The organism is Pseudomonas segetis, assembly GCF_900188155.1.
In the GTDB taxonomy this organism is placed as follows: Bacteria; Pseudomonadota; Gammaproteobacteria; order Pseudomonadales; family Pseudomonadaceae; genus Aquipseudomonas; species Aquipseudomonas segetis.
Genome location: NZ_FZOG01000001.1, coordinates 677519 through 697663, shown reverse-complemented (window position 1 = coordinate 697663; position 20145 = coordinate 677519). Strand labels below are relative to the sequence as shown.

Here is a 20145-nt window from a genome sequence, read left to right as displayed (position 1 = left end):
GTTGAACAATAAAAACAATGATTGAGGTTGAACACAATGATCACAACCCTGGGTTTTGTGATGATGCTTGGCATCATCTCGTTGATTCTGCTGCGCAAGATGAGTCCGGTAGTGGCATTCACCACCATCCCTGTCGCGATCTGCCTGCTGGCCGGTTTTACGCCTGGCGAAACCGGCGGCTTTATCAAGAGCGGTCTGATAACAGTAGCTCCGACTGCCGCACTCTTTTTGTTCGCCATTTTGTATTTCGGCATCATGCGCGACCGGGGACTGTTCGATCCGCTGGTCAACTTCCTGATTCGGCGCACGGGCGGCAAGCCGTTGGCTGTGGCACTGGCCACGGTATTGATCACGGCATCGGTGCACCTCGATGGCGTTGGCGCCGCGACGTTCCTGCTGGTCATTCCAGCGTTGCTGCCCATCTACAAACGCTTGAACATGAGCCCCAACCTGCTGTTGATGCTGGTGGGCACGACAGCCGGGGTCATCAACATGGTGCCCTGGGGTGGCACCACCGCCCGAGCAGCGGCCACCACCGGGCTGGACGCCACCGAACTGTGGCTCGGCCTGATCCCGGTGCAACTGCTTGGCCTGGGGATGATGCTACTGATTGCCGCCTGGCTCGGCCTGCGCGCCCAACGCAGGGTCCCCAAGTCCCTCGGTGCCGCAGCGACCTTCGACACCAGCCTGGGGCAGCCCGAGTCGCGGGAGTTCGGCTTGTCGCCGCGTTCGGTGCGCTACTGGTGCAACGTCGCGCTCACCGCTGCAATCCTGGCCTGTCTGTTTACCGGTACATTCCCACTCTATGCATGCTTCATGGTCGGGCTTGGCATAGCCTTGCCGCTGAATTTCCCGGATCTCAACCTGCAGACCGAGCGCATCAAGGCCCATGCCGCCGACGCCCTGCAAATGTCGCTGGTGATGATGGCAGCCGCAGTGCTCCTGGGTGTGTTGTCCGGGGCCAAGATGTCTGATGCCATGGCCCTGTCGATCATCGACATCCTGCCCCATGGATCAGCTCAATACCTGCATGTGCTGGTTGGCTTCTTCGGTGTCCCGCTGGGCATGATCTTCTCGCCCGATGCCTATTACTTTGCCTTGCTGCCGGTTATTCGTGATGTCGCAGTGGCGGCTGGCGTGCCCTTGGAATCGGTCGCGCGGGCCATGCTGATTGGTGAAAACACCGGTTTTGCAATCAGCCCGGTTGTGCCGAGCGTCTATCTCGCCCTGGCTCTGGCGGGCGTAGAGTTGCGCAAGCACATTACCTATACCTTCTTCTGGGCCTGGAGCGTAAGCCTGTTGATGCTGACTTTCGCCCTGCTGACTGGAGCGGTGCAATTGGGCTCCTGATCAGGCGAGCACGAGTGAAAACCGCCGAGACGCCAATGGCGCTCGGCGGTTTTATGCCTTGACCGGGGCTACAGCAAGCAAATAAAAGGATTCAAGAGCAATTTTCGGATTGCTATCGCGCCTGTAGATGGAAACACTATGCGCCTTGCCTGCCCTGGAGTTTCACCGTGCGCCTGACTGATCTATGCCGACTGCTGTTGCTTGCCGCCATCTGGGGCGCCAGCTTCATGTTCATGCGTATCGTCGCGCCCGTGCTTGGCAGCATGCCGACCGCATTCTTTCGCGCCACGCTCGGCGCCCTGGGCTTGCTGGTTATTCTGCTGGTGATGCGGGTCGACTGGGATTTTCGCGGCAAACTCAAGCAGTGCCTGGCACTTGGCGTGATCAACGCGGGCCTGCCTTCGGCAATGTATTGTCTGGCCGCACTGGTGCTTCCAGCGGGTTACTCATCGATCTTCAATGCGATGACCCCGCTTATGGGCGTGCTCATCGGCATGCTGTTCTTCAGCGAAGCCCTGACCACCAGCAAGGCAGTCGGTGTTGCCTTGGGTTTATTTGGCGTCTGGCTCTTCACTCAGACCGGCCCCATCAGCGTCGACCTGCACATGCTGCTCGGCGCGGCAGCCTGCCTGGTAGCAACCACCTGCTATGGCTTCGCCGGGTTTCTGACCCGCAAGTGGATTGGCCAGCAAGGCGGCCTCGACAATCGTCTCACCGCCTTTAGCAGTCTGGTGGGCGCCAGCTTGTTCCTGACCCCCTTGTTTATCGGCTCCCTGGTGGTGCAGCCGCCTGTCTCCTGGGGTGGCGCCAGTGAATGGCTGTCATTGGCGGGCCTTGGCTTGATCTGCACGGCGTTCGCCTACGTGCTGTATTTCCGCTTGATCAGCGACATAGGTCCGGTTCAGGCATCAACCACGACCTTCTTGATCCCCGTGTTCGGCGTGCTTTGGGGCTGGCTGTTGCTGGACGAGCCGTTATCCTGGGCCTATGTCTATGGCGGCGCGGCTATTGCGCTGGCCTTGTGGCTGGTGGTGCGCCCAAGCCGGCCCGCTCCTGTGCCCTCGACCACACAAAGTACTGCCCGTTAAAGCCATGGGCGGAGCAGTAGTGCCCTGCCCCGCTTGATGCCAACCCTGCCGCATCAGCCGAGTCGCCTGGACGCGACACTCCTGCCCGACAGGCAAATACCATCATCAATATCAGGGGCTGGTGACTGTGCCAGCACTGATAGCCCGCGTTCAGTCAGCTTGATTGATGGACATGCCCACCTGCCTATGGCGGCACTGCAACTGCGCGCTCGCCCAGCACAATCCCCGTCCATGAATGTGTCGCTTGCCGAAAGATGCGCAATAGCTGGCGTTAACAGCCCGCACTCGTCATCCAGCTAGCCAAAAGGCTGGCGCGTTAATGCTTGGGTATTTCTTATATGTGACTGGCTAGTCAGTTCGTTCACTTAGAGAGCAATAACAACAATGATTGACACTAACAAGTACGTGGAACTCCGGCATGAAATCCACAAACACCCCGAACTCAAATATGAAGAAACCAAGACCGCGCAGTTGGTGGCCAGGACCCTGAAAGATCTGGGTTATGAAGTCTGCGAAGGGCTGGGCAAGACAGGGGTAGTTGGCATGCTGGATACCGGTAGACCAGGCCCCTGCATTGCGTTTCGCAGCGACATGGATGCGCTGCCCATCCATGAGCAAAACTGCATTCCCTACAAGTCGACCATCGATGGAAAGATGCATGCCTGTGGCCATGACGGGCATACCGCAGCCTTGTTATGCGCCGCTGAGGCACTGCTGCAGAGAAAGGACCGGTACGCCGGGAAAATCAAGCTCATATTCCAACCTGCTGAAGAAGGTGGCGCTGGCGCCAAGGCCATGATTGACGACGGCGTTCTGCAAACCCCACAGGTGGACATGATCTTCGGCTTCCATAACCGTCCGGGCTTCGAGCAGGGCTATATCTTTGCCAAACCCGGCTCTGCAATGGGTGGCGACACCTCCATTGAAATCACCATTACCGGCAAGGGCGGACACGCCGCCATGCCTCATCTGGCCCATGACCCCATCGTTGTGGCGGCGCAGTTCATCAATCATGTCCAGGCGGCGGTTGCCAGGCAGTTATCGCCTTTGCGTTCAGGCGTGATAACGGTGTCGAGCATCCAGGCCGGTAGCAGAAAGGGCATCAATGTCATCCCGAACAACTGCAATCTGACCATCAGCTTGCGCTCCGACTCGCTGGAAACCCGTGACATGCTGGTCGCGGCAACTGAAAACGCACTGAAATCGGCATGCCTTGCAGGTGCCTGTGACTATGGCTTCAACATACTGCTGGACATCCCCGCGCTGATCAATGATGCCAAGGCAACCGACACGGCAATCAATGCCTTCCGCAAGCACATGCCTGATCGCAGGGTCGAGAAAATTGACTACATGCCCACCATGGGCGCCGAAGACTTTAGCTTTTACCTTCAAGAAGTTCCCGGGTGCTACTTCTTTATCGGCAACGGCATGGATTCAGCCTACCTGCACAACCCGCACTATGACTTCAATGATGCACTTATCGCGGTTGCAACGGATTGCTATCTGAGCCTTGCCGACGCGTTGCTGTCTTAATCTTAAAATAAAATACAAGAAGGAAAAGGCACATGAGTAAACCGGCCGAAATGGCACTACCTGAAATGGAACATTCATCTGGCGTGCTAGGGGCAATTGAACGGGTTGGTAATAAGCTTCCACACCCGTTCTTTTTATTCTTTTACTTATCACTTATCACCCTGGTGCTTTCAGCAGTATTAAATTATTTCGGGGTTCACAGCATCAACCCTAAAACCGGTGAAGCGGTACTGGTTAAAAGCCTGGCCAGTGGCGAAGGTATTGTTCATATCTTTACCAGCCTGGTCAGCAACTTTGTCAACTTCCCGGTACTGGGCACCATTATCATTGTGATGTTCGGTATCGGTGTAGCCGATCACGTCGGGCTCATTTCAATCGTGATGAAGCAGACCGTGACCAAGGCGCCAAGGCACCTGCTGACCTTTCTGGTGTTTATCACCGGGGTTTCGTCATCCATTGCTTCAGATGCCAGCGTTTTGATTTTCACCCCCTTGGTCGCAATGATCTTCCTCTCTGTCGGCCGCCACCCTATCGCCGGGGCCGCGGCAGCATATGCAGCGGTAAGTGCTGGTTATGACGCCAGCCTCTTTGTTACCGCCGGTGATGCAATCTTCTCCGGACTTGCAACGGAAGCGGCAAGGATCATTGACCCAAATGCCTATGTGTCGCCAGTCGACAATTATTATTTTGCCGCCTGCTCGGTTGTCATTCTCGCCATTGTCGGCACCGTCATCGTCGACAAGATCGTTGAACCTCGGCTCAATCGAATCCTGCCAATGTCGGTATTGACCATCAACACAAAGGCTCAGACTTCACTGGAAGCTGCAATCACCCCTGAGGAGAAACGCGGATTAAAGCATGCGGGCCTGTTCACCCTGGTGTTCGTAGGCTTGATACTTCTGATATTGCTACCTGCGGACTCGGCATTTCGAAATGCCGAGGGCGGTCTGATTCCCTCGCCGTTCATGAAGTCATTTGTGCCCTTCCTGTTCATTTACTTCCTGGGCGTGGGCTATGTGTATGGCAAGGCGACGGGGGTAATCAAGAAGGCTGAAGATATTCCAGAAATCATGACCGGGTGCATAAAGAACCTCGCCTCGATCTTGGTGTTGTTCTTTATGATTTCACAGTTTATCGCGCTGTTTAAATGGAGCGGGATCGGCAGTTTGATTGCCTTTGAGGGCGCAACTTTTCTGACTTCGCTGGGATTGACCGGTTATAGCTTGATCGTCGGCTTCATTTTGCTCACCGCGCTCATGAATATCTTCATGACATCAGGTTCTGCGCAGTTTGCCTTATTCGCACCGATTTTCATCCCCATGCTGATGCAGTTGAATATCGAGCCTGCATTCACCATGGCCATGTTCCGCGTGGGAGACAGTACGACCAATATCATTTCCCCGCTGTCGCCATATTTCGCCGTGGTATTGGCCTTTATGCAGCAATACTATCCGAAGTTGAGACTGGGGACTCTGATGGCGACCATGTTGCCGCTGTCGCTGGGTTTCCTGGTGTGCTGGACAGCGTTCATGCTGCTGTGGACGATGCTTGGCTTGCCGGTGGGGCCGAATATCTATATGCACATGTAGCCGCTACAACCCGGGGTGGTCGAGGCATGGAACTCGACCGCCCTGGTCCAGGTTAATGCGTTGTAGTGCGTGCCTGTGAGCATAGATGCGGCGATGCGGCACCCAGCCACAAAGGCAAGCACATTGGGAGCGCGCTAGCCTTGAGGAAAATCATGCCGGTGCATTGCTCGGGCGCGCGGCTTTCATGCAGAGCAGCCGCATCCTTAGCGGCTGCGGCCTTCAGGCTACTACTGGACCATTTCCTGATCGCTAAACATATCGCTGAACAACATGCTCGACAGGTAACGCTCGCCAGAATCCGGCAGGATCACCACGATTGTCTTGCCTTGCATGTTCGGCTCATTGGCGATTCTCATTGCCACGGCCATGGCCGCGCCACAGGAAATACCGCAGAGAATGCCCTCCTCACGCATCAGGCGCAGCGCAACGGCTTTTGAGTCTTCGTCACTGACCTGCTCAACCCGGTCAACCATGTCCAGATCAAGGTTTTTCGGTACGAACCCCGCGCCTATGCCCTGGATCTTGTGCGGACTCGGCTTGACCTCGTCACCCGCGATGGTCTGGCTGATAACCGGGGAACTGGTGGGCTCGACAGCGACCGAAAGAATCGGCTTGCCCTGGGTCTTCTTGATGTAGCGCGAAACCCCGGTAATGGTACCGCCAGTACCTACGCCGGAGACCAGCACATCAATTGCACCTTCGGTGTCATTCCAGATTTCCGGGCCCGTGGTCTTCTCGTGAATCTCCGGATTTGCCGGGTTCTCGAACTGCTGTGGCATAAAGTATTTGCCACTGTCCGACTGGGCAATTTCAGTGGCTTTTTCGATAGCGCCCTTCATGCCTTTGGCTGGCTCGGTCAGCACCAACTCGGCACCAAGCGCTTTAAGCACCTTGCGTCGTTCAAGGCTCATCGACGCTGGCATGGTCAGCAACAGTTTGTAGCCACGCGCAGCGGCCACAAACGCCAGGCCAATACCGGTGTTACCGGAGGTTGGCTCGACAATGGTCATGCCAGGCTTGAGAACGCCGCGTGCTTCCGCATCCCAGACCATGTTGGCGCCAATCCGGCATTTGACTGAGTAGGCAGGGTTGCGACCTTCGATCTTGGCAAGAATGGTCACCCCTTTGGGGCCCAGGCGATTAATCATCACCAGCGGTGTATTGCCGATGGCTTGTGCGTTGTCTGCAAAGATGCGGCTCATGATGGGATCCTTGTACGGAGTTAGCTGATTAGCCTATGACGCAAGCTTGCGCGCGTCCAGTAGCCAGGCAACTTCTGCAACATTAGGCCGCGAATAATCACAACCGTACAGGCCAGCACGGCGCTCCAAGCGCGCACATCCAGCCCAATGGCTTGATTACTGGAAACCAATTACGCGTTAGCGAGTCAGTTTAATTATGAGAAAACGTTTCGCTATACCTCTGTGGACTCTAATCAGCATCGCCTGCCTGTTGGTGGTGCTGCACATTATGCTGCCATCATTGGTGCGTGATTACCTTAATGAACAGCTCGCCGACATGGGTGATTATCGCGGGCATATCACCGATGTCGACCTTGCGCTGTGGCGCGGCGCCTATCGCATTAACCAGTTGAACATCAGCAAGGTCAACGGCAAGGTCCCGGTACCGCTGCTAGAGGCACCATCAATTGACCTTTCGGTGAGCTGGAGCGCTCTGTGGAACGATCATGCCGTGGTTGCGAGTGTGGTGTTCGAGCAGCCCAAGCTGACCTTTGTCGATGGCGGCAATGCCGCAGCCTCGCAAACCGGTGAAGGGGTCGACTGGCGCCAGCAACTCAAAGCCTTGTTGCCCATCACTCTCAATGAAGTCAGGGTCAACCAGGGCACCCTGGCCTTTCGCAACTTCAACTCGAAACCGCCGGTGGATATAAAAGCCACCCAACTGAATGCCACGCTGTTGAATCTAAGCAATACCAACGCCAGCAAAGCGCTGTTGCCGGCGAGTTTCAAGGCCACCGCTAAAATCTTCGGTAACGCGCCACTGCAAACCAGCGCCAAACTCAATCCGCTGGGCAAGCTGGATGATTTTGACCTAAAGCTGCGCGTTACCGATATCGAACTCAAGCAACTCAATAGCTTCACCCGCACCTACGCCGACTTTGACTTTGTCAAAGGCAATGGCGACTTCGTCATGGAGCTAGAGGCGCGTAAAGGCAAGATCGATGGCTATGCCAAGCCATTGCTGCGTGACATGGAGATTTTCGACTGGCAACAAGATGTCGAGGCCGAGGATAAAAACTTTTTCAGCGGTATCTGGGAAGCCCTGGTTGGCAGCGGCGGCTGGCTGCTGAAAAACCACAGCAAGGACCAATTCGCCACCCGCATCGAGATTGCCGGCGACCTCAACGCCTACGACGTCAGTAACTGGCAGGCCTTCAAATCGATTCTGCGCAATGCCTTCGTCAAGGCATTCAGTAATCGTTTCGACTCAACCCGGCAATGACCGGTCCCAAGGAACGTTTGCAAGGTGACTCGCCATTCAGTGACTGAATACCCCGTCTTCGTTCACAGCGGCCCAACCGGCACGGTATAGTTGGGCTTTAACCCATTGACCCGTGGCGATTACCCGGGCGTACCGGTGTGAGGATTTAGCATGAAGTTCGAAGGCACTCAGTCATACGTCGCAACCGACGATCTCAAGCTTGCGGTTAACGCTGCCATTACCCTGGAACGCCCGTTGCTGGTCAAGGGTGAGCCTGGCACCGGCAAGACCATGCTGGCCGAGCAACTGGCCGAGTCCTTTGGCGCGCGCCTGATCACCTGGCACATCAAATCAACCACCAAGGCCCACCAGGGCCTGTATGAATATGACGCGGTCAGCCGCCTGCGCGACTCGCAACTCGACTCCGACAAGGTCCACGATGTACGCAACTACATCAAGAAGGGCAAACTCTGGGAAGCCTTTGAATCCCAAGAACGAGTCATCCTGCTGATCGATGAAATCGACAAGGCCGACATCGAATTCCCCAACGACCTGCTGCAAGAACTCGACAAGATGGAGTTCTACGTTTACGAGACCGATGAAACCATCAAGGCGGTCCAGCGCCCGATTATCATCATCACCTCAAACAACGAGAAGGAACTGCCGGATGCCTTCTTGCGCCGCTGCTTCTTCCACTACATCGCCTTCCCCGATCGCGACACCTTGCAGCGCATCGTTGACGTGCACTACCCGACCATCAAGAAAGACCTGGTCAGCGAGGCCCTCGACGTGTTCTTCGATGTGCGCAAGGTGCCGGGCCTGAAGAAGAAGCCTTCGACCTCCGAACTGGTTGATTGGCTGAAACTGCTGATGGCCGACAACATCGGCGAAGCGGTATTGCGTGAGCGCGACCCAACCAAGGCGATTCCGCCGCTGGCCGGGGCCTTGGTCAAGAACGAGCAGGATGTTCAACTGCTCGAACGCCTGGCCTTTATGAGCCGCCGCGCCGGTCGCTAATTGTCCGATCGTGGCGACTCCGCTCGGCCGGTCGCTCTCGGGCGAGAGCCCGTGTAGAGAGTCCTCGCTGTCCAGCCAAGCCTGCCTGCGAGGGCCGAAGCGCAGCAGCCCGATCCGAACCTACACATGAGGGTGCAGCCATGCTGCTTAACCTATTCAACGAAATGCGTGCAGCCAAGGTGCCGGTCTCGGTGCGTGAGTTGCTCGACCTGATCAACGCGTTGAAACACAACGTGGTGTTCGCTGACATGGACGAGTTCTATTACCTCGCCCGCACTATTCTGGTTAAGGACGAGCGCCACTTCGACAAGTTCGACCGCGCCTTCGGCGCCTATTTCAATGGCCTGGAAAACCTCAACCAGCATATTGAAGCGCTGATCCCGGATGAATGGCTGCGCAAGGAATTCGAGCGTTCGCTCAGCGAAGAAGAACGCGCCAAGATCGAATCCCTCGGCGGCCTGGACAAACTCATCGAAGAGTTTAAAAAGCGCCTCGAAGAACAGAAAGAGCGCCACGCTGGCGGTAACAAGTGGATTGGCACGGGCGGCACAAGCCCCTTCGGTTCAGGCGGATTCAACCCGGAAGGGATTCGTGTTGGAGATGCAGGCAAGCGCCAGGGTAAAGCCGTGAAAGTGTGGGACCAGCGCGACTATAAGAACCTAGACGACCAGGTTGAACTGGGCACGCGCAACATCAAGGTTGCACTACGCCGCCTGCGCAAGTTTGCCCGCCAGGGCGCCGAAGATGAGCTGGATCTCGATGGCACCATCGACCATACCGCCAAGGATGCAGGCCTGCTCAACATCCGCATGCGACCGGAGCGACGCAACACGGTCAAACTGCTGATCCTGTTCGACATCGGCGGCTCGATGGACGCCCACGTCAAGGTTTGTGAAGAGCTATTTTCCGCGTGCAAGACCGAGTTCAAGCACATGGAGTACTTCTACTTTCACAACTGCATTTATGAGTCGGTGTGGAAGAACAACCTGCGCCGCACCTCCGAGCGTTTCTCCACCCAGGACCTGCTGCACAAGTATGGCGCTGATTACAAAGTCGTATTTGTCGGGGATGCGGCCATGGCGCCCTATGAAATCACCCAGGCCGGTGGCAGCGTCGAGCACTGGAACGAAGAACCAGGTTATCTGTGGATCAAGCGCTTCATGGAGAAATACAAGAAACTCATCTGGATCAACCCCTACCCCAAAGACACCTGGGGCTACACCGCCTCGACCAACATCATTCGTGAACTGGTCGAGGACAAGATGTATCCCTTGACCTTGCAAGGCCTAGAAGACGGCATGAAGTTGCTGTCCAAATAAGCAAATGCCGCAGGCTCACCTGCGGCAGCGCTTGAGCATGCTTATCGCCAATGACGGTCACGCACGCGACGATCCTGGCCACCGCCAAGCAGTTGTACAATGGTCACCAGCAACAGTTCGACCAGCAACGCCAGCAACAAGGCGCAGACAATTCCCCAGGCAATCGCCTCGGGCACCAGTAACACCTGGAAGCTATAGGCCGCGTAGGTTTCCCTGAGCAACTCGGAATCGGCAGCGGTAGCCAGATGCCAAACCTGCTGATACCAGGGGCCATGCATGGCTTTGGATTCAGCCTTAAGCCAGTCCGAACGCATCACCAGGGTATTGACGCTCTTTGCATCGCTTTGCATCACCGGATCATCACTGGCCTGATAATGCGCCACCAAGGCAAGCATATCGCCCTTGAAAAAGCGTTTTGCAGTGTCACGGAAGCCTTGCAGGCTTTGCTCGGACTCCTGCAGGTGCGCATCGACACGCTTGCTGTAATCGTCGATATAGCCAGGCACCTGCACACCGACCAGCAAGCCCAAAGCAAACAGCGCCAAGCGTAGATAGCTTTTAAACATCCGCCCCCTCCCCTTTATTCCTGGTTAATCCGCCAGGCCTTGTGCGATACATTCCCCCGCGCGCCACAAACGCCACTCTCCTGGCTGGTACAAATTCCAGCTCTCGTTATTGGTCAATGGCGCCGTTGCCAGCACTGTGACTATGTCATTGGGCGTGGTTTCTGACTGAAAATCGACCTGCACATCAACATCCGTCAACTGTGCCGGCCCGAAAGGTGCGCGACGGGTGATATGGGCTAGCTTGCTTGAACAAAAGCTAAATAGCCAATCGCCATTACTGAGCAGGCAATTGAAAACGCCCTTTCGCCGGTAGGCGGCACAGGCCTGAACCAAGGTCGGCAACATTTGCTCGACCTCAACCGCACAGGAAAACTCAGCCCGTAGCCGGTTGAGCAAATCGCAAAAGGCCGCTTCACTGTCCGTATCGCCAATGGGCTGGTAGAAGCCCAGTTCGGGAGCAAAGTCCGCCAACTGGCCATTGTGGGCAAAACACCAGCTACGCCCCCACATTTCGCGTACGAAGGGATGAGTATTGGCCAGGCAGACCCGGCCAACATTGGCTTGGCGAATATGCCCGATCACCACTTCGCTCTTGATCGGGTAGCGCTGCACCAACTTTGCCACTTCCGACTCATAACTGGCGCTGGGGTCTTGGAACAAGCGCAGACCGCGCCCTTCATAAAAACCTATCCCCCAGCCATCGCGGTGCGGGCCGGTACTGCCACCGCGCTGCATCAGCCCGGTAAAGCTAAAAACAATATCAGTCGGCACGTTGGCACTCATGCCCAACAGTTCACACATCCTGTTTTCTCCAACCGCTGTAGTAACCTGGACGCACTATGGTTTTCAGGGATTTCTCAGCGCCTTGCCATTGCGCAAAGTGCGTTTGCACAAGATTAGCCCAGGCGCTACCCGGCAGTCGCCCGCCATATGCAGGTTGCGATAGTTTTTGTTCGGCGGGGTAAGCTTTGCCAGTCGCACTCAGTTGCCAGCAAAAGCAAGAAAATCAAGCCACTTGCCGGTGCTGCGGGCAAGCGGCTTGATCAAGGCTAGAGCCTTGGCTCTACACGCATGCCGTGGCGGTCATGCTGGGCATAGGTGGGCTCGGCATCGCCATCATCCATGATTTCACGCAGGGTGCGTGGGTCTTGCTCCTCTTCAGGCTCCAGCCTGGCCTGGCGACGTTCTTTCCACCAACGCTCGATTGGCCAGCGAATGGCCACGAAAACCAGGTAGGCGGCAAAGGCAATCATGCCGTAAAGGGCCAGATCAGCCACTGCACGCCAGAGGTTATTACCCACCTTGAATAAAATATCCAGGGCACTAACCGCGATAGCCGGGGCAAACAGCTCCTTACCCGGGTCGACAATGGTCGGGCTGAATAACAAGACCGCGACCAGAACCCGCAAAGGTTCGCGCACGTAACGCCACATCCAGCGGGTTAAACGGAACCAAACCAGTAGGCAGCCCAACGCGGCAACGGCGTAGACGGCCCATGCGAGTAGGTTTTCGTTCTCAAACATAAGGTGGCAAATCCCTGGCAAGATGGCGGGCATGTATGGTGGCCCTTATGATAACGACTTTTACGCCCAACGGCGCCCCTGCCGTCGGTACTCAATGATTCCGGAGTAATCCCATGGCCAACGCCCCTATCGCCCGCAGTGAGGCTGGCAGCGATCCCTATCGCTGGCTGGAAAATCGCGACAGTGAAGATGTTCTCCAGTATCTACGGGCCGAGAATGACTACCTCGAAGCGCAACTGAGCGATCAGGCCGACCTGCGTGAGCACCTTTTCCAGGAGATTAAAGGCCGCATCCGCGAGACCGACCTGTCGCTGCCCTCGCCCTGGGGGCCTTATTTGTACTACCAGCGCACCACCGCCGGTGATGAATACCCGCGCCACTACCGCTGCAAACGCCCGGCAGATGGCTCCCACACTGTCGATGAAAGCAGCGAGCAATTGCTGCTCGACCCAAACGAACTGGCCGACGGCGGATTCTTTTCCCTCGGCGCCTTTAGCATCAGTCCTGATCATCAGCGCCTGGCTTACAGCACCGATACCAGCGGCGAAGAAATTTACCAGCTGCATGTCAAGCAACTCAGCGATAACAGCGTCCAGACCCTGGCTTTTGAAGATTGCGATGGCAGCATGGTCTGGGCCAACGACAGCCAAACGCTGTTCTTTGTCGAACTCGATGAAACCCATCGCCCGCATAAGCTTTACCGCACCAGCCTGGGCAGCGACAAGGCCGAGTTGGTGTTTCATGAGCCCGATGGGCGTTTCTTTATGCACTGCTACCGCGCCTCATCGGAACGCAAGCTGATCCTGATGCTGGGCAGCAAGACCACCAGCGAAGCCTGGGTTCTGGATGCCGAGACGCCCGGGCAAGCCTTCAGCTGCGTGGCCCCACGCCAGGAGGATCACGAATACGACGTTGATCACGGCCTGCACAATGGCGAATGGCAATGGTTTATTCGCAGTAACCAGAGCGGTATCAACTTTGCGCTGTACCGCGCGCCCGAGCATGCCTTCACCCGTGATCACTGGATTGAACTGCGCGCCCATGACGACCAGGTGATGATCGACGGCATGACGCTCAATGCCAATGCATTGCTGCTAAGCCTGCGTGAGGGCGGCTTGCCGATCATTGAAGTAACACCCACCGGCTTGCCGAGCTATCGCGTCAGCCTGCCGGATGCGGCCTACAGCCTCTATGTGCAGGATGCGCTGGAGTTCGAGAGCGACAACATGCGCCTGCGCTACGAGGCGCTCAATCGCCCCGCCCAGGTTCGCCAGCTGAACCTGGCCACGGGTGCGCAGCAGGTGCTCAAGGAAACGCCGGTCGAAGGCCCGTTTGATGCCGATGCCTATGTCAGCCAAAGGGTCTGGGCAACGGCAGCAGATGGCCAGCAAATCCCGATTAGCCTGGTCGCACGCAAAGACTTGATCGGCACGCCCTGCCCGCTTTACCTCTATGGTTATGGCGCCTATGGCGAATGCCTCGACCCATGGTTCTCCCACGCACGCCTGAGCTTGCTTGATCGCGGTGTGGTATTTGCCATCGCCCATGTACGCGGCGGTGGTGAGTTGGGCGAAGCCTGGTACCGCGCAGGTAAACTGGAGCACAAGCACAACAGCTTCGATGACTTTATCGCCTGCGCCGAACACCTGTGCGCAACCGGTTACACCCGCCGCGAACAACTGGTCATCAGCGGCGGCAGTGCCGGGGGCTTGTTGATGGGCGCGGTGCTTAACCAGCGCCCGGATCTGTTCGCCGCTGCCATTGCTGAAGTGCCTTTCGTCGATGTGCTCAACACCATGCTCAACCCGGACCTGCCGCTCACTGTCACCGAATACGATGAATGGGGCGACCCGAACCAACCCGAGGTGCATGCCACCATCAAGGCCTACGCGCCTTATGAGAACGTCAGCGCCCAAGCCTATCCGGCCATGTTGGTGGTGGCCGGCTACAACGACAGTCGAGTTCAATATTGGGAAGCAGCTAAATGGGTGGCCAAGCTGCGGGCCAGCAAAACCGACCAGAACCTATTGTTGCTCAAGACCGAGCTGGATGCGGGCCATGGCGGCATGAGTGGTCGCTACCAGGCGCTCAAGGACGTTGCCCTGGAATACGCCTTTATCTTCAAGGTTCTGCAGCTTGGCTAGCGGCCTCAAGATATCTTGTGAGCACCCGCCTGTGCGGGCGTTCACAACTTTGACCACGCCAGGACTGGCATGCTTGAGCCACCTGGAAACGGCCTTGAAAGACGATGACTGAGCGCTCATACCTGATCAACGAAATACGCGACATGCTGCTCGACAGCGGCCTGTTCAATAGCTTGCACCCTGCCGATGTCCTGGCGGCGGCGGGCTATTTCAGCATCAGCAAGTATGAGCCTGAACAATTGATATGCAGCGAAGGTGAGGCTGGCACCTTTATGTGCGTCATTCATTTCGGCGCCGTATCGGTCTGCAAGACCAATTCAAACGGCGACACTGTTGAAATCGCCAAGCTGCGCAAGGGGCGCGCCTTCGGTGAAATGGCAGTGCTCGACGGCGAGCGCCGCTCAGCCAGTTGCGTGGCGGTGAGTGACTGCACCTTAGTGGTTCTATCACGGGACTCGCTGGAAAAAATGATCAACGAATCGCCAAAGGCCGCCGCCAAACTCGTCCGAGCGATTGCCGTGGCCATGTCCAAGCGCTTGCGCATGGTGGACGGTCAACTTGTGGAACAGCAGCTTTGAGAGCGTTGCAACCACTCCGTAGGGTGCGACAACGCGAAGCTGGGCAAGCACGTACTTAAACGCGCTGGCCAGCGGTGACTGAAAAAAGCGTAAGCCACCCTACTGTTCGGGCTTTTGCTCTTGCTTGAACCCCTCGCGGTTGCGCTGCAGTTGCTCTTCAAGCTCGGGGATAGGTTCGTCCGCCGGGCTCAAGGTGGTGGTTGGCCTTTGCTGGCGGATCGGTTGGTTAACCGAATTGTTAAGCAGGCGTGGGCTACTGGCTGGCGCACCACCTGGCGTTGAACGCAGTCGCGGTTGATCATAGGGCTGTGGGGTTGGGCTGCCCGGTGCACCTGCAGACGAACCACTGCCGGAACCGAGAGTGCCGTAATTCTGTGCCAGCGCCGGCGCCGCCGTGGCGCATAGACTCAGCGCCACAGCGCCGATAATGGGTTTCATGCCTTGCATAGCAACCTCCAATAATCCCCGACCTCAGTTTAGCGCCTCTGCCTGACATTGGACGGCAGGTTATCAAGACAGTTCTCGCTGAGCGACACTGGCGCTAAACTGACAGCCAAGGTCACTTACTCGGACAACCTCCATGAATTCGCAAAAGCCACCAGCCACCGCCAAGCTAGACCGTATCCTTGCTGACGCCCAGCGCAGCCGCGAAGAAGGCTATCGCGACAAGGCACTCAAGATGTATCCGCACGTCTGTGGTCGCTGCGCACGTGAGTTCTCCGGCAAGCGCCTGAGCGAGCTGACCGTTCATCACCGCGATCACAACCATGACAACAACCCGCAGGACGGTTCCAACTGGGAACTGCTTTGCCTGTTTTGCCACGACAACGAACACTCGCGCTACACCGACCAGCAATACTTCTCTGAGTCATCGACCGGCTCGCCGAAAAAAGCCCAGGTCACCCACAACCCATTTGCCGACCTGGCGGCGCTGCTTAAAAGCAAAGAGTAATCACCGGCGCGCAACTGCACGTATAATCAGCGCCTTTTGCGCAAAGGGCACAGGCCGTGGCGAACAAACGATACAGTTGCATTGGCTTGGTCAACCCGAAGTCACCCGACAACGTAGGCTCTATCATGCGGGCTGCAGGTTGCTACAGTGTCAGCAGCGTGTTTTATACCGGCACCCGCTATGACCGCGCCAAGGACTTTGTCACCGACACCAAGCGCGTGCATCTTGATATTCCATTGATCAATATCGACGACCTGCAGAAGATCATTCCGCTGGGGTGCACGCCCGTGGCCGTGGAGTTGGTTGATGGCGCCCACGCCTTGCCGGAATACACCCATCCTGACCGCGCGATCTATATCTTTGGCCCGGAAGACGGCTCGCTCAGCAAGGAAATTCGCGCCTGGTGCGAAGATGTGGTGTACATCCCTACTCAAGGCTGCATGAATCTCGCGGCGACGGTGAATGTAGTGCTCTACGACCGCATGGCCAAGGGCAATAACACCAAATCCGGGCCAAAGTTCTAGGTCGGATAATACCGCAGGGCTTGATTAGCACTAACCAGGCAGGCAACTCGACAGGGTGTGCAACGCCAAGCGCGCCCACCCTTTACCCGAATCAGGCGCTCAGCACCCGCGCCAGGACGGCCTTGACCTTGTCCATCCCCTCGACCAGCGCCTGCTCGATCTGGGCCATGGTAATCAGCTCATTGCTCTTGCCGGCAGCCGGGTTAACCACCAGCGACAGACAGGCATAAGGCAGCGTCAACTCACGCGCCAATACTGCTTCCGGCATGCCGGTCATGCCAACAATATCGCAGCCATCGCGCTCCATGCGGGCGATCTCGGCCACGGTTTCAAGACGCGGACCTTGGGTCGCACCATAAACCCCATGACTACTGAATTCACAGCGCTCGGCAGCCAATGCCTGGCAAAGCTTGCTGCGCAGCGCCTCATCATAAGGATGACTGAAGTCGATATGGGTCACGTGCTCCAGCTCGCCGGCGAAGTAGGTGTGCTCGCGCCCGCTTGTGTAGTCAATGATCTGATGCGGCACGCAGAAGTGCCCGGTCCCCATGGCCATATGGATACCACCGACGGCGTTGACCGCAACAATGGCCTGGGCTCCCGCCTCTTTCAACGCCCACAAATTGGCGCGGTAATTGACCTGGTGCGGTGGAATTCGATGCGGATGACCATGGCGCGCCAAAAACAACACTTCGCGTCCTGCGTATTCACCTCGCAGCACCGGTGCGGACGGTGCACCAAAGGGCGTATCGATATTCAGCGCAGCGGTAATGGTCAAGCCTTGCAACTGCGTCAGGCCAGTGCCACCAATGATCGCGTAGACAGTCATCTCGTTATCCTTATTCAACCAACTGTGCAGCGCGCAATGCGCCAATAGCCTCAAGCCAGCGCGGACTCTGACGGTATTCTATGCCCGGGAATGCCTGGCGACGCATCCGCCCCAAACCGTCAGGCGCGACTACATTGAGGCGCTGCGCGGCACTCAAGGCCAACTCGGCTGCTGCTCGATCATTGCAGACCAGGCCCATGTCGCAACCGGCATTGAACGCCGCTTCGATTCGGCACGCTGCATCGCCAACAACATGGGCGCCCGCCATCGACAGGTCATCACTGAAGATCACACCCTCGAAGCCAAGTTCGCCACGCAGGATGTCTTGCAACCAACGGCGTGAGAAACCGGCAGGCTGATCATCGACTTTCGGATAGATAACGTGCGCAGGCATCACCGCGGCCAGCTGATTTCCCAACTGGGCAAATGGCTGCATGTCCTGGCTGCGGATCTGCTCAAGGCTGCGCTCATCCACGGGAATTGCTACGTGCGAATCAGCCTCTGCCCATCCGTGCCCGGGGAAATGCTTGCCTGTTGCAGCCATGCCTGCCTGGCCCATGCCACGAATAAACGCACTGGCCAGTTGCGTCGCGCGCTGCGCATCGCCCTCGAAGGCGCGGCTACCGACCACGGCACTGCGCTGATGATCGAGATCCAGCACCGGTGCAAAGCTCAAATCCAGGCCTGCGGCCAACACTTCGACAGCCATGATCCAGCCACAATACTCGGCAAGCTGCTCGGCATTGGCATTATCGGCAATAGCACGCATTGCAGGTAATCGCACAAAACCCTGGCGCAATCGCTGCACCCGACCGCCTTCCTGATCGACAGCAATTAATAAATCCGGGCGAATTTGCCGAATAGCCGCACTCAATTCACGCACCTGGCGCGGATCTTCAATATTGCGTGCGAATAAAATCATGCCGCCAACTTGCGGTTGACGCAGAATCTGGCGGTCTTCGGCAGTCAGCCAGGTGCCGTCAATGTCGAGCATCAACGAGCCTTGCAAAGGTGAGCTCACAAGAAATCCTTAATCAAGAGGTATAGCGGCCCAGTCAGGGCACGGTGCTTCATCTATCACCAGCGCGCAGTTGACCGGCACTTGCGGGAACAGTTGCTCAATGTCGACGTTGCGCAAACGAATGCAGCCATGGGAAAGCGGCTTTCCCATCGGCTCGGTATCCGGCGTGCCATGCAGGTAAATATAGCGGCGGAAGGTATCGACATTGCCCATGCGATTGCGTCCGGGCTCACAGCCACTGAGCCAGAGAATCCGGGTCAGTATCCAGTCTCGCCCAGGAAACGCTTCGGCCAGCGCTGCCGACCAAATCTCCCCGGTCCAGCGGCGGCCGCGCAATACAGCAGCCAACGGCAGGCCAGCGCCGATTTTAGCGCGCACCTGATGTCGCCCACGGGGCGTACAGCCGGAACCGTTTTGCTCGCCAACACCATTAAGTGCGGTTGATACCGGCAGGCGCAGCAACAGTCGTCCATCAGCAAAACCATAGAGGCGCTGATCGGCAATAGAGATATGTATGAAATCAAGAGTAGCCATGGGCAGCTAGCTTAGCGGATCAGCCCCGCCAAGCCCACCCGGGAACCTCTGAAAAACTACTGAGCCAGAGATCAGGGCGCTAAATAATCCGCACTGACTTCAGGCTGGACGAACTTCAGCTGGGCAACCCTTGCTGCCCCCCGAAGGACTGGCAGGGCGAATCAAGTGCTCATTTAGTTCGCTATGACGAAGTGCAACATCGGTCGCTTTTTCACATTCTTCGACTCGCTGCGCTGACCCTTCAACGGCTATTTCCGCGTGTCGCTTGCACCATAGTCGCTCGTGACCGGTTTCAAGGGATGCCAAGACATCAAACCTTGGCTGCGACGGGCGGATTTTTTACCCGTGGACGCAACTGTGCAGCCGCCAAAGCCGGATCACTCAAGCCTGATTCCGAACGCATACCGGCGGCGAGAAACGGCACCATCAGGCGCATCACCTGTTCGATCGAAGTATTGACCCCGAAATCGGTTTCCGACATTGCCCGCAGTGCCTTGATCCCGGACATACTGAATGCCGCGGCGCCCAGCATAAAGTGCACGCGCCAGAATAGTTCGAGCGGCGGGATACGTGGCGCGGCCTCGTGAACCAGCATCATGTAGCGGCGGAACACCTTGCCATAGACTTCTTCGAGGTATTTGCGCAAGTGGCCCTGGCTCTGACTGAATGCCAGGCCGAGCAGACGCATGAAGATAGAGAGATCGTTGCCACTACGCGGCTTGACCGCAAGCGCATGCTCGACCAGCAGTTCAAGGAGCTCTTCGAGCGTTGCCTGGGTGTCTTGCTTGGCCTGGCGACGGTCCAGCTCACGCTCGAGACTGGCACAAAAAGGCCCGAGAAAGCGCGAGAACACCGCTTGAATCAGGGCTTTTTTCGAACCGAAATGATAGTTCACCGCAGCGAGATTGACCCCAGCCTTGCTGGTAATCAAACGCAACGAGGTTTCCGCAAAACCTTTTTCGGCAAACAGTTGCTCTGCAGCATCCAGAATGCGTTCAACAGTTTCCGACTGGGCCATTATCTATCACCTAACAAACACTTGTTTGAAACATACGTTTCAGTTCTATGCATTGTCAAGCATTGCAATGCTGTCTTTTGCATCGACCCTCAGGGTTGAGGAATCACGTCTATGCAAG

Annotated in this window: 20 protein-coding genes; 11 read left to right on the top strand and 9 right to left on the bottom strand. The window is 56.9% G+C overall.

What is annotated here, in order from left to right; all coding sequences use genetic code 11:
* The first annotated feature begins 36 nt into the window (after positions 1 to 36).
* The 4 genes from CHB79_RS03325 (at position 37) to CHB79_RS03310 (ending at position 5560) form a co-directional block, all read left to right on the top strand.
* Positions 37 to 1350 carry a CitMHS family transporter gene (locus CHB79_RS03325; protein ID WP_089358875.1) on the top strand — a complete coding sequence of 438 codons (1314 nt, stop codon included), beginning with the start codon at positions 37 to 39 and terminating at the stop codon, positions 1348 to 1350.
* Between the two features lie 167 nt (positions 1351 to 1517).
* On the top strand, positions 1518 to 2438 hold the full coding sequence (locus CHB79_RS03320; protein WP_089358874.1) for a DMT family transporter: 921 nt from the start codon (positions 1518 to 1520) through the stop codon (positions 2436 to 2438).
* Positions 2439 to 2822: 384 nt separating this feature from the next.
* Entirely contained in the window at positions 2823 to 3971 is a 1149-nt protein-coding gene (locus tag CHB79_RS03315; RefSeq protein WP_089358873.1) for a M20 metallopeptidase family protein, read from the top strand.
* A 32-nt stretch (positions 3972 to 4003) separates the two neighbouring features.
* Positions 4004 to 5560: an AbgT family transporter gene (locus tag CHB79_RS03310; protein WP_176443121.1), complete on the top strand. Its 1557-nt coding sequence runs from the start codon at positions 4004 to 4006 to the stop codon at positions 5558 to 5560.
* 227 nt (positions 5561 to 5787) lie between these two features.
* Here the strand turns inward: CHB79_RS03310 and cysK are convergent, their stop codons facing one another.
* A complete protein-coding gene (gene cysK, locus CHB79_RS03305; protein ID WP_089358872.1) occupies positions 5788 to 6762 on the bottom strand; it encodes a cysteine synthase A in 975 nt (324 codons plus the stop codon).
* Between the two features lie 196 nt (positions 6763 to 6958).
* On the opposite strand from cysK, the gene CHB79_RS03300 reads away from it, so the two are divergent.
* The 3 genes from CHB79_RS03300 to CHB79_RS03290 all read left to right on the top strand — a co-directional run bounded on the left by CHB79_RS03300 (position 6959) and on the right by CHB79_RS03290 (position 10338).
* Positions 6959 to 8023, top strand: a complete 1065-nt coding sequence (locus tag CHB79_RS03300) for a DUF748 domain-containing protein (protein WP_176443120.1) — start codon at positions 6959 to 6961, stop codon at positions 8021 to 8023.
* 150 nt (positions 8024 to 8173) lie between these two features.
* Positions 8174 to 9019, top strand: a complete 846-nt coding sequence (locus CHB79_RS03295) for an AAA family ATPase (RefSeq protein ID WP_010483153.1) — start codon at positions 8174 to 8176, stop codon at positions 9017 to 9019.
* A 140-nt stretch (positions 9020 to 9159) separates the two neighbouring features.
* Entirely contained in the window at positions 9160 to 10338 is a 1179-nt protein-coding gene (locus CHB79_RS03290) for a vWA domain-containing protein (RefSeq protein WP_010483151.1), read from the top strand.
* Between the two features lie 41 nt (positions 10339 to 10379).
* On the opposite strand, the gene CHB79_RS03285 is transcribed toward CHB79_RS03290, so the two are convergent.
* The 3 genes from CHB79_RS03285 to CHB79_RS03275 form a co-directional block, all read right to left on the bottom strand.
* Entirely contained in the window at positions 10380 to 10904 is a 525-nt protein-coding gene (locus CHB79_RS03285) for a DUF2937 family protein (RefSeq protein ID WP_089358871.1), read from the bottom strand.
* Between the two features lie 24 nt (positions 10905 to 10928).
* Positions 10929 to 11705, bottom strand: a complete 777-nt coding sequence (locus tag CHB79_RS03280) for a class II glutamine amidotransferase (protein ID WP_089358870.1) — start codon at positions 11703 to 11705, stop codon at positions 10929 to 10931.
* A gap of 248 nt (positions 11706 to 11953) precedes the next feature.
* Positions 11954 to 12427 carry a hypothetical protein gene (locus CHB79_RS03275; protein ID WP_010483148.1) on the bottom strand — a complete coding sequence of 158 codons (474 nt, stop codon included), beginning with the start codon at positions 12425 to 12427 and terminating at the stop codon, positions 11954 to 11956.
* Between the two features lie 113 nt (positions 12428 to 12540).
* Between CHB79_RS03275 and CHB79_RS03270 the strand changes: the two genes are divergently transcribed.
* Positions 12541 to 14571: a S9 family peptidase gene (locus CHB79_RS03270; protein WP_089358869.1), complete on the top strand. Its 2031-nt coding sequence runs from the start codon at positions 12541 to 12543 to the stop codon at positions 14569 to 14571.
* Between the two features lie 104 nt (positions 14572 to 14675).
* Positions 14676 to 15149, top strand: a complete 474-nt coding sequence (locus CHB79_RS03265; RefSeq protein ID WP_010483146.1) for a cyclic nucleotide-binding domain-containing protein — start codon at positions 14676 to 14678, stop codon at positions 15147 to 15149.
* A gap of 99 nt (positions 15150 to 15248) precedes the next feature.
* Here CHB79_RS03265 and CHB79_RS03260 read toward each other — a convergent pair whose 3' ends face one another.
* Positions 15249 to 15596: a hypothetical protein gene (locus tag CHB79_RS03260; protein WP_010483145.1), complete on the bottom strand. Its 348-nt coding sequence runs from the start codon at positions 15594 to 15596 to the stop codon at positions 15249 to 15251.
* Between the two features lie 133 nt (positions 15597 to 15729).
* Here CHB79_RS03260 and CHB79_RS03255 point away from each other — a divergent pair, with 133 nt between their 5' ends.
* The gene (locus CHB79_RS03255; RefSeq protein WP_089358868.1) at positions 15730 to 16101 is read left to right on the top strand and encodes a YajD family HNH nuclease; all 372 of its coding nucleotides are present in this window, start codon (positions 15730 to 15732) and stop codon (positions 16099 to 16101) included.
* Positions 16102 to 16157: 56 nt separating this feature from the next.
* The gene (locus CHB79_RS03250) at positions 16158 to 16625 is read left to right on the top strand and encodes an RNA methyltransferase (protein WP_010483143.1); all 468 of its coding nucleotides are present in this window, start codon (positions 16158 to 16160) and stop codon (positions 16623 to 16625) included.
* Between the two features lie 91 nt (positions 16626 to 16716).
* On the opposite strand, the gene CHB79_RS03245 is transcribed toward CHB79_RS03250, so the two are convergent.
* The 4 genes from CHB79_RS03245 to CHB79_RS03230 form a co-directional block, all read right to left on the bottom strand.
* Positions 16717 to 17454 (bottom strand): S-methyl-5'-thioinosine phosphorylase, encoded by a 738-nt coding sequence (locus tag CHB79_RS03245; RefSeq protein ID WP_089358867.1) that lies wholly within the window; start codon positions 17452 to 17454, stop codon positions 16717 to 16719.
* 10 nt (positions 17455 to 17464) lie between these two features.
* Positions 17465 to 18463: a beta-N-acetylhexosaminidase gene (gene nagZ / locus CHB79_RS03240; protein ID WP_176443135.1), complete on the bottom strand. Its 999-nt coding sequence runs from the start codon at positions 18461 to 18463 to the stop codon at positions 17465 to 17467.
* A gap of 21 nt (positions 18464 to 18484) precedes the next feature.
* Complete coding sequence (locus CHB79_RS03235) at positions 18485 to 19009, bottom strand: L,D-transpeptidase (protein WP_089358865.1); 525 nt, start codon at positions 19007 to 19009, stop codon at positions 18485 to 18487.
* Positions 19010 to 19319: 310 nt separating this feature from the next.
* Positions 19320 to 20027 carry a TetR/AcrR family transcriptional regulator gene (locus CHB79_RS03230; RefSeq protein ID WP_010483139.1) on the bottom strand — a complete coding sequence of 236 codons (708 nt, stop codon included), beginning with the start codon at positions 20025 to 20027 and terminating at the stop codon, positions 19320 to 19322.
* Between the last annotated feature and the right edge of the window lie 118 nt (positions 20028 to 20145).

Coding starts and splice junctions, on each gene's coding strand:
- CHB79_RS03325 (WP_089358875.1), top strand. CDS start 37: ATGATCACAACCCTGGGTTTTGTGATGATGCTTGGCATCATCTCGTTG.
- CHB79_RS03315 (WP_089358873.1), top strand. CDS start 2,823: ATGATTGACACTAACAAGTACGTGGAACTCCGGCATGAAATCCACAAA.
- CHB79_RS03310 (WP_176443121.1), top strand. CDS start 4,004: ATGAGTAAACCGGCCGAAATGGCACTACCTGAAATGGAACATTCATCT.
- cysK (WP_089358872.1), bottom strand. CDS start 6,762: ATGAGCCGCATCTTTGCAGACAACGCACAAGCCATCGGCAATACACCG.
- CHB79_RS03300 (WP_176443120.1), top strand. CDS start 6,959: ATGAGAAAACGTTTCGCTATACCTCTGTGGACTCTAATCAGCATCGCC.
- CHB79_RS03295 (WP_010483153.1), top strand. CDS start 8,174: ATGAAGTTCGAAGGCACTCAGTCATACGTCGCAACCGACGATCTCAAG.
- CHB79_RS03290 (WP_010483151.1), top strand. CDS start 9,160: ATGCTGCTTAACCTATTCAACGAAATGCGTGCAGCCAAGGTGCCGGTC.
- CHB79_RS03285 (WP_089358871.1), bottom strand. CDS start 10,904: ATGTTTAAAAGCTATCTACGCTTGGCGCTGTTTGCTTTGGGCTTGCTG.
- CHB79_RS03280 (WP_089358870.1), bottom strand. CDS start 11,705: ATGTGTGAACTGTTGGGCATGAGTGCCAACGTGCCGACTGATATTGTT.
- CHB79_RS03275 (WP_010483148.1), bottom strand. CDS start 12,427: ATGTTTGAGAACGAAAACCTACTCGCATGGGCCGTCTACGCCGTTGCC.
- CHB79_RS03270 (WP_089358869.1), top strand. CDS start 12,541: ATGGCCAACGCCCCTATCGCCCGCAGTGAGGCTGGCAGCGATCCCTAT.
- CHB79_RS03265 (WP_010483146.1), top strand. CDS start 14,676: ATGACTGAGCGCTCATACCTGATCAACGAAATACGCGACATGCTGCTC.
- CHB79_RS03260 (WP_010483145.1), bottom strand. CDS start 15,596: ATGCAAGGCATGAAACCCATTATCGGCGCTGTGGCGCTGAGTCTATGC.
- CHB79_RS03255 (WP_089358868.1), top strand. CDS start 15,730: ATGAATTCGCAAAAGCCACCAGCCACCGCCAAGCTAGACCGTATCCTT.
- CHB79_RS03245 (WP_089358867.1), bottom strand. CDS start 17,454: ATGACTGTCTACGCGATCATTGGTGGCACTGGCCTGACGCAGTTGCAA.
- CHB79_RS03235 (WP_089358865.1), bottom strand. CDS start 19,009: ATGGCTACTCTTGATTTCATACATATCTCTATTGCCGATCAGCGCCTC.
- CHB79_RS03230 (WP_010483139.1), bottom strand. CDS start 20,027: ATGGCCCAGTCGGAAACTGTTGAACGCATTCTGGATGCTGCAGAGCAA.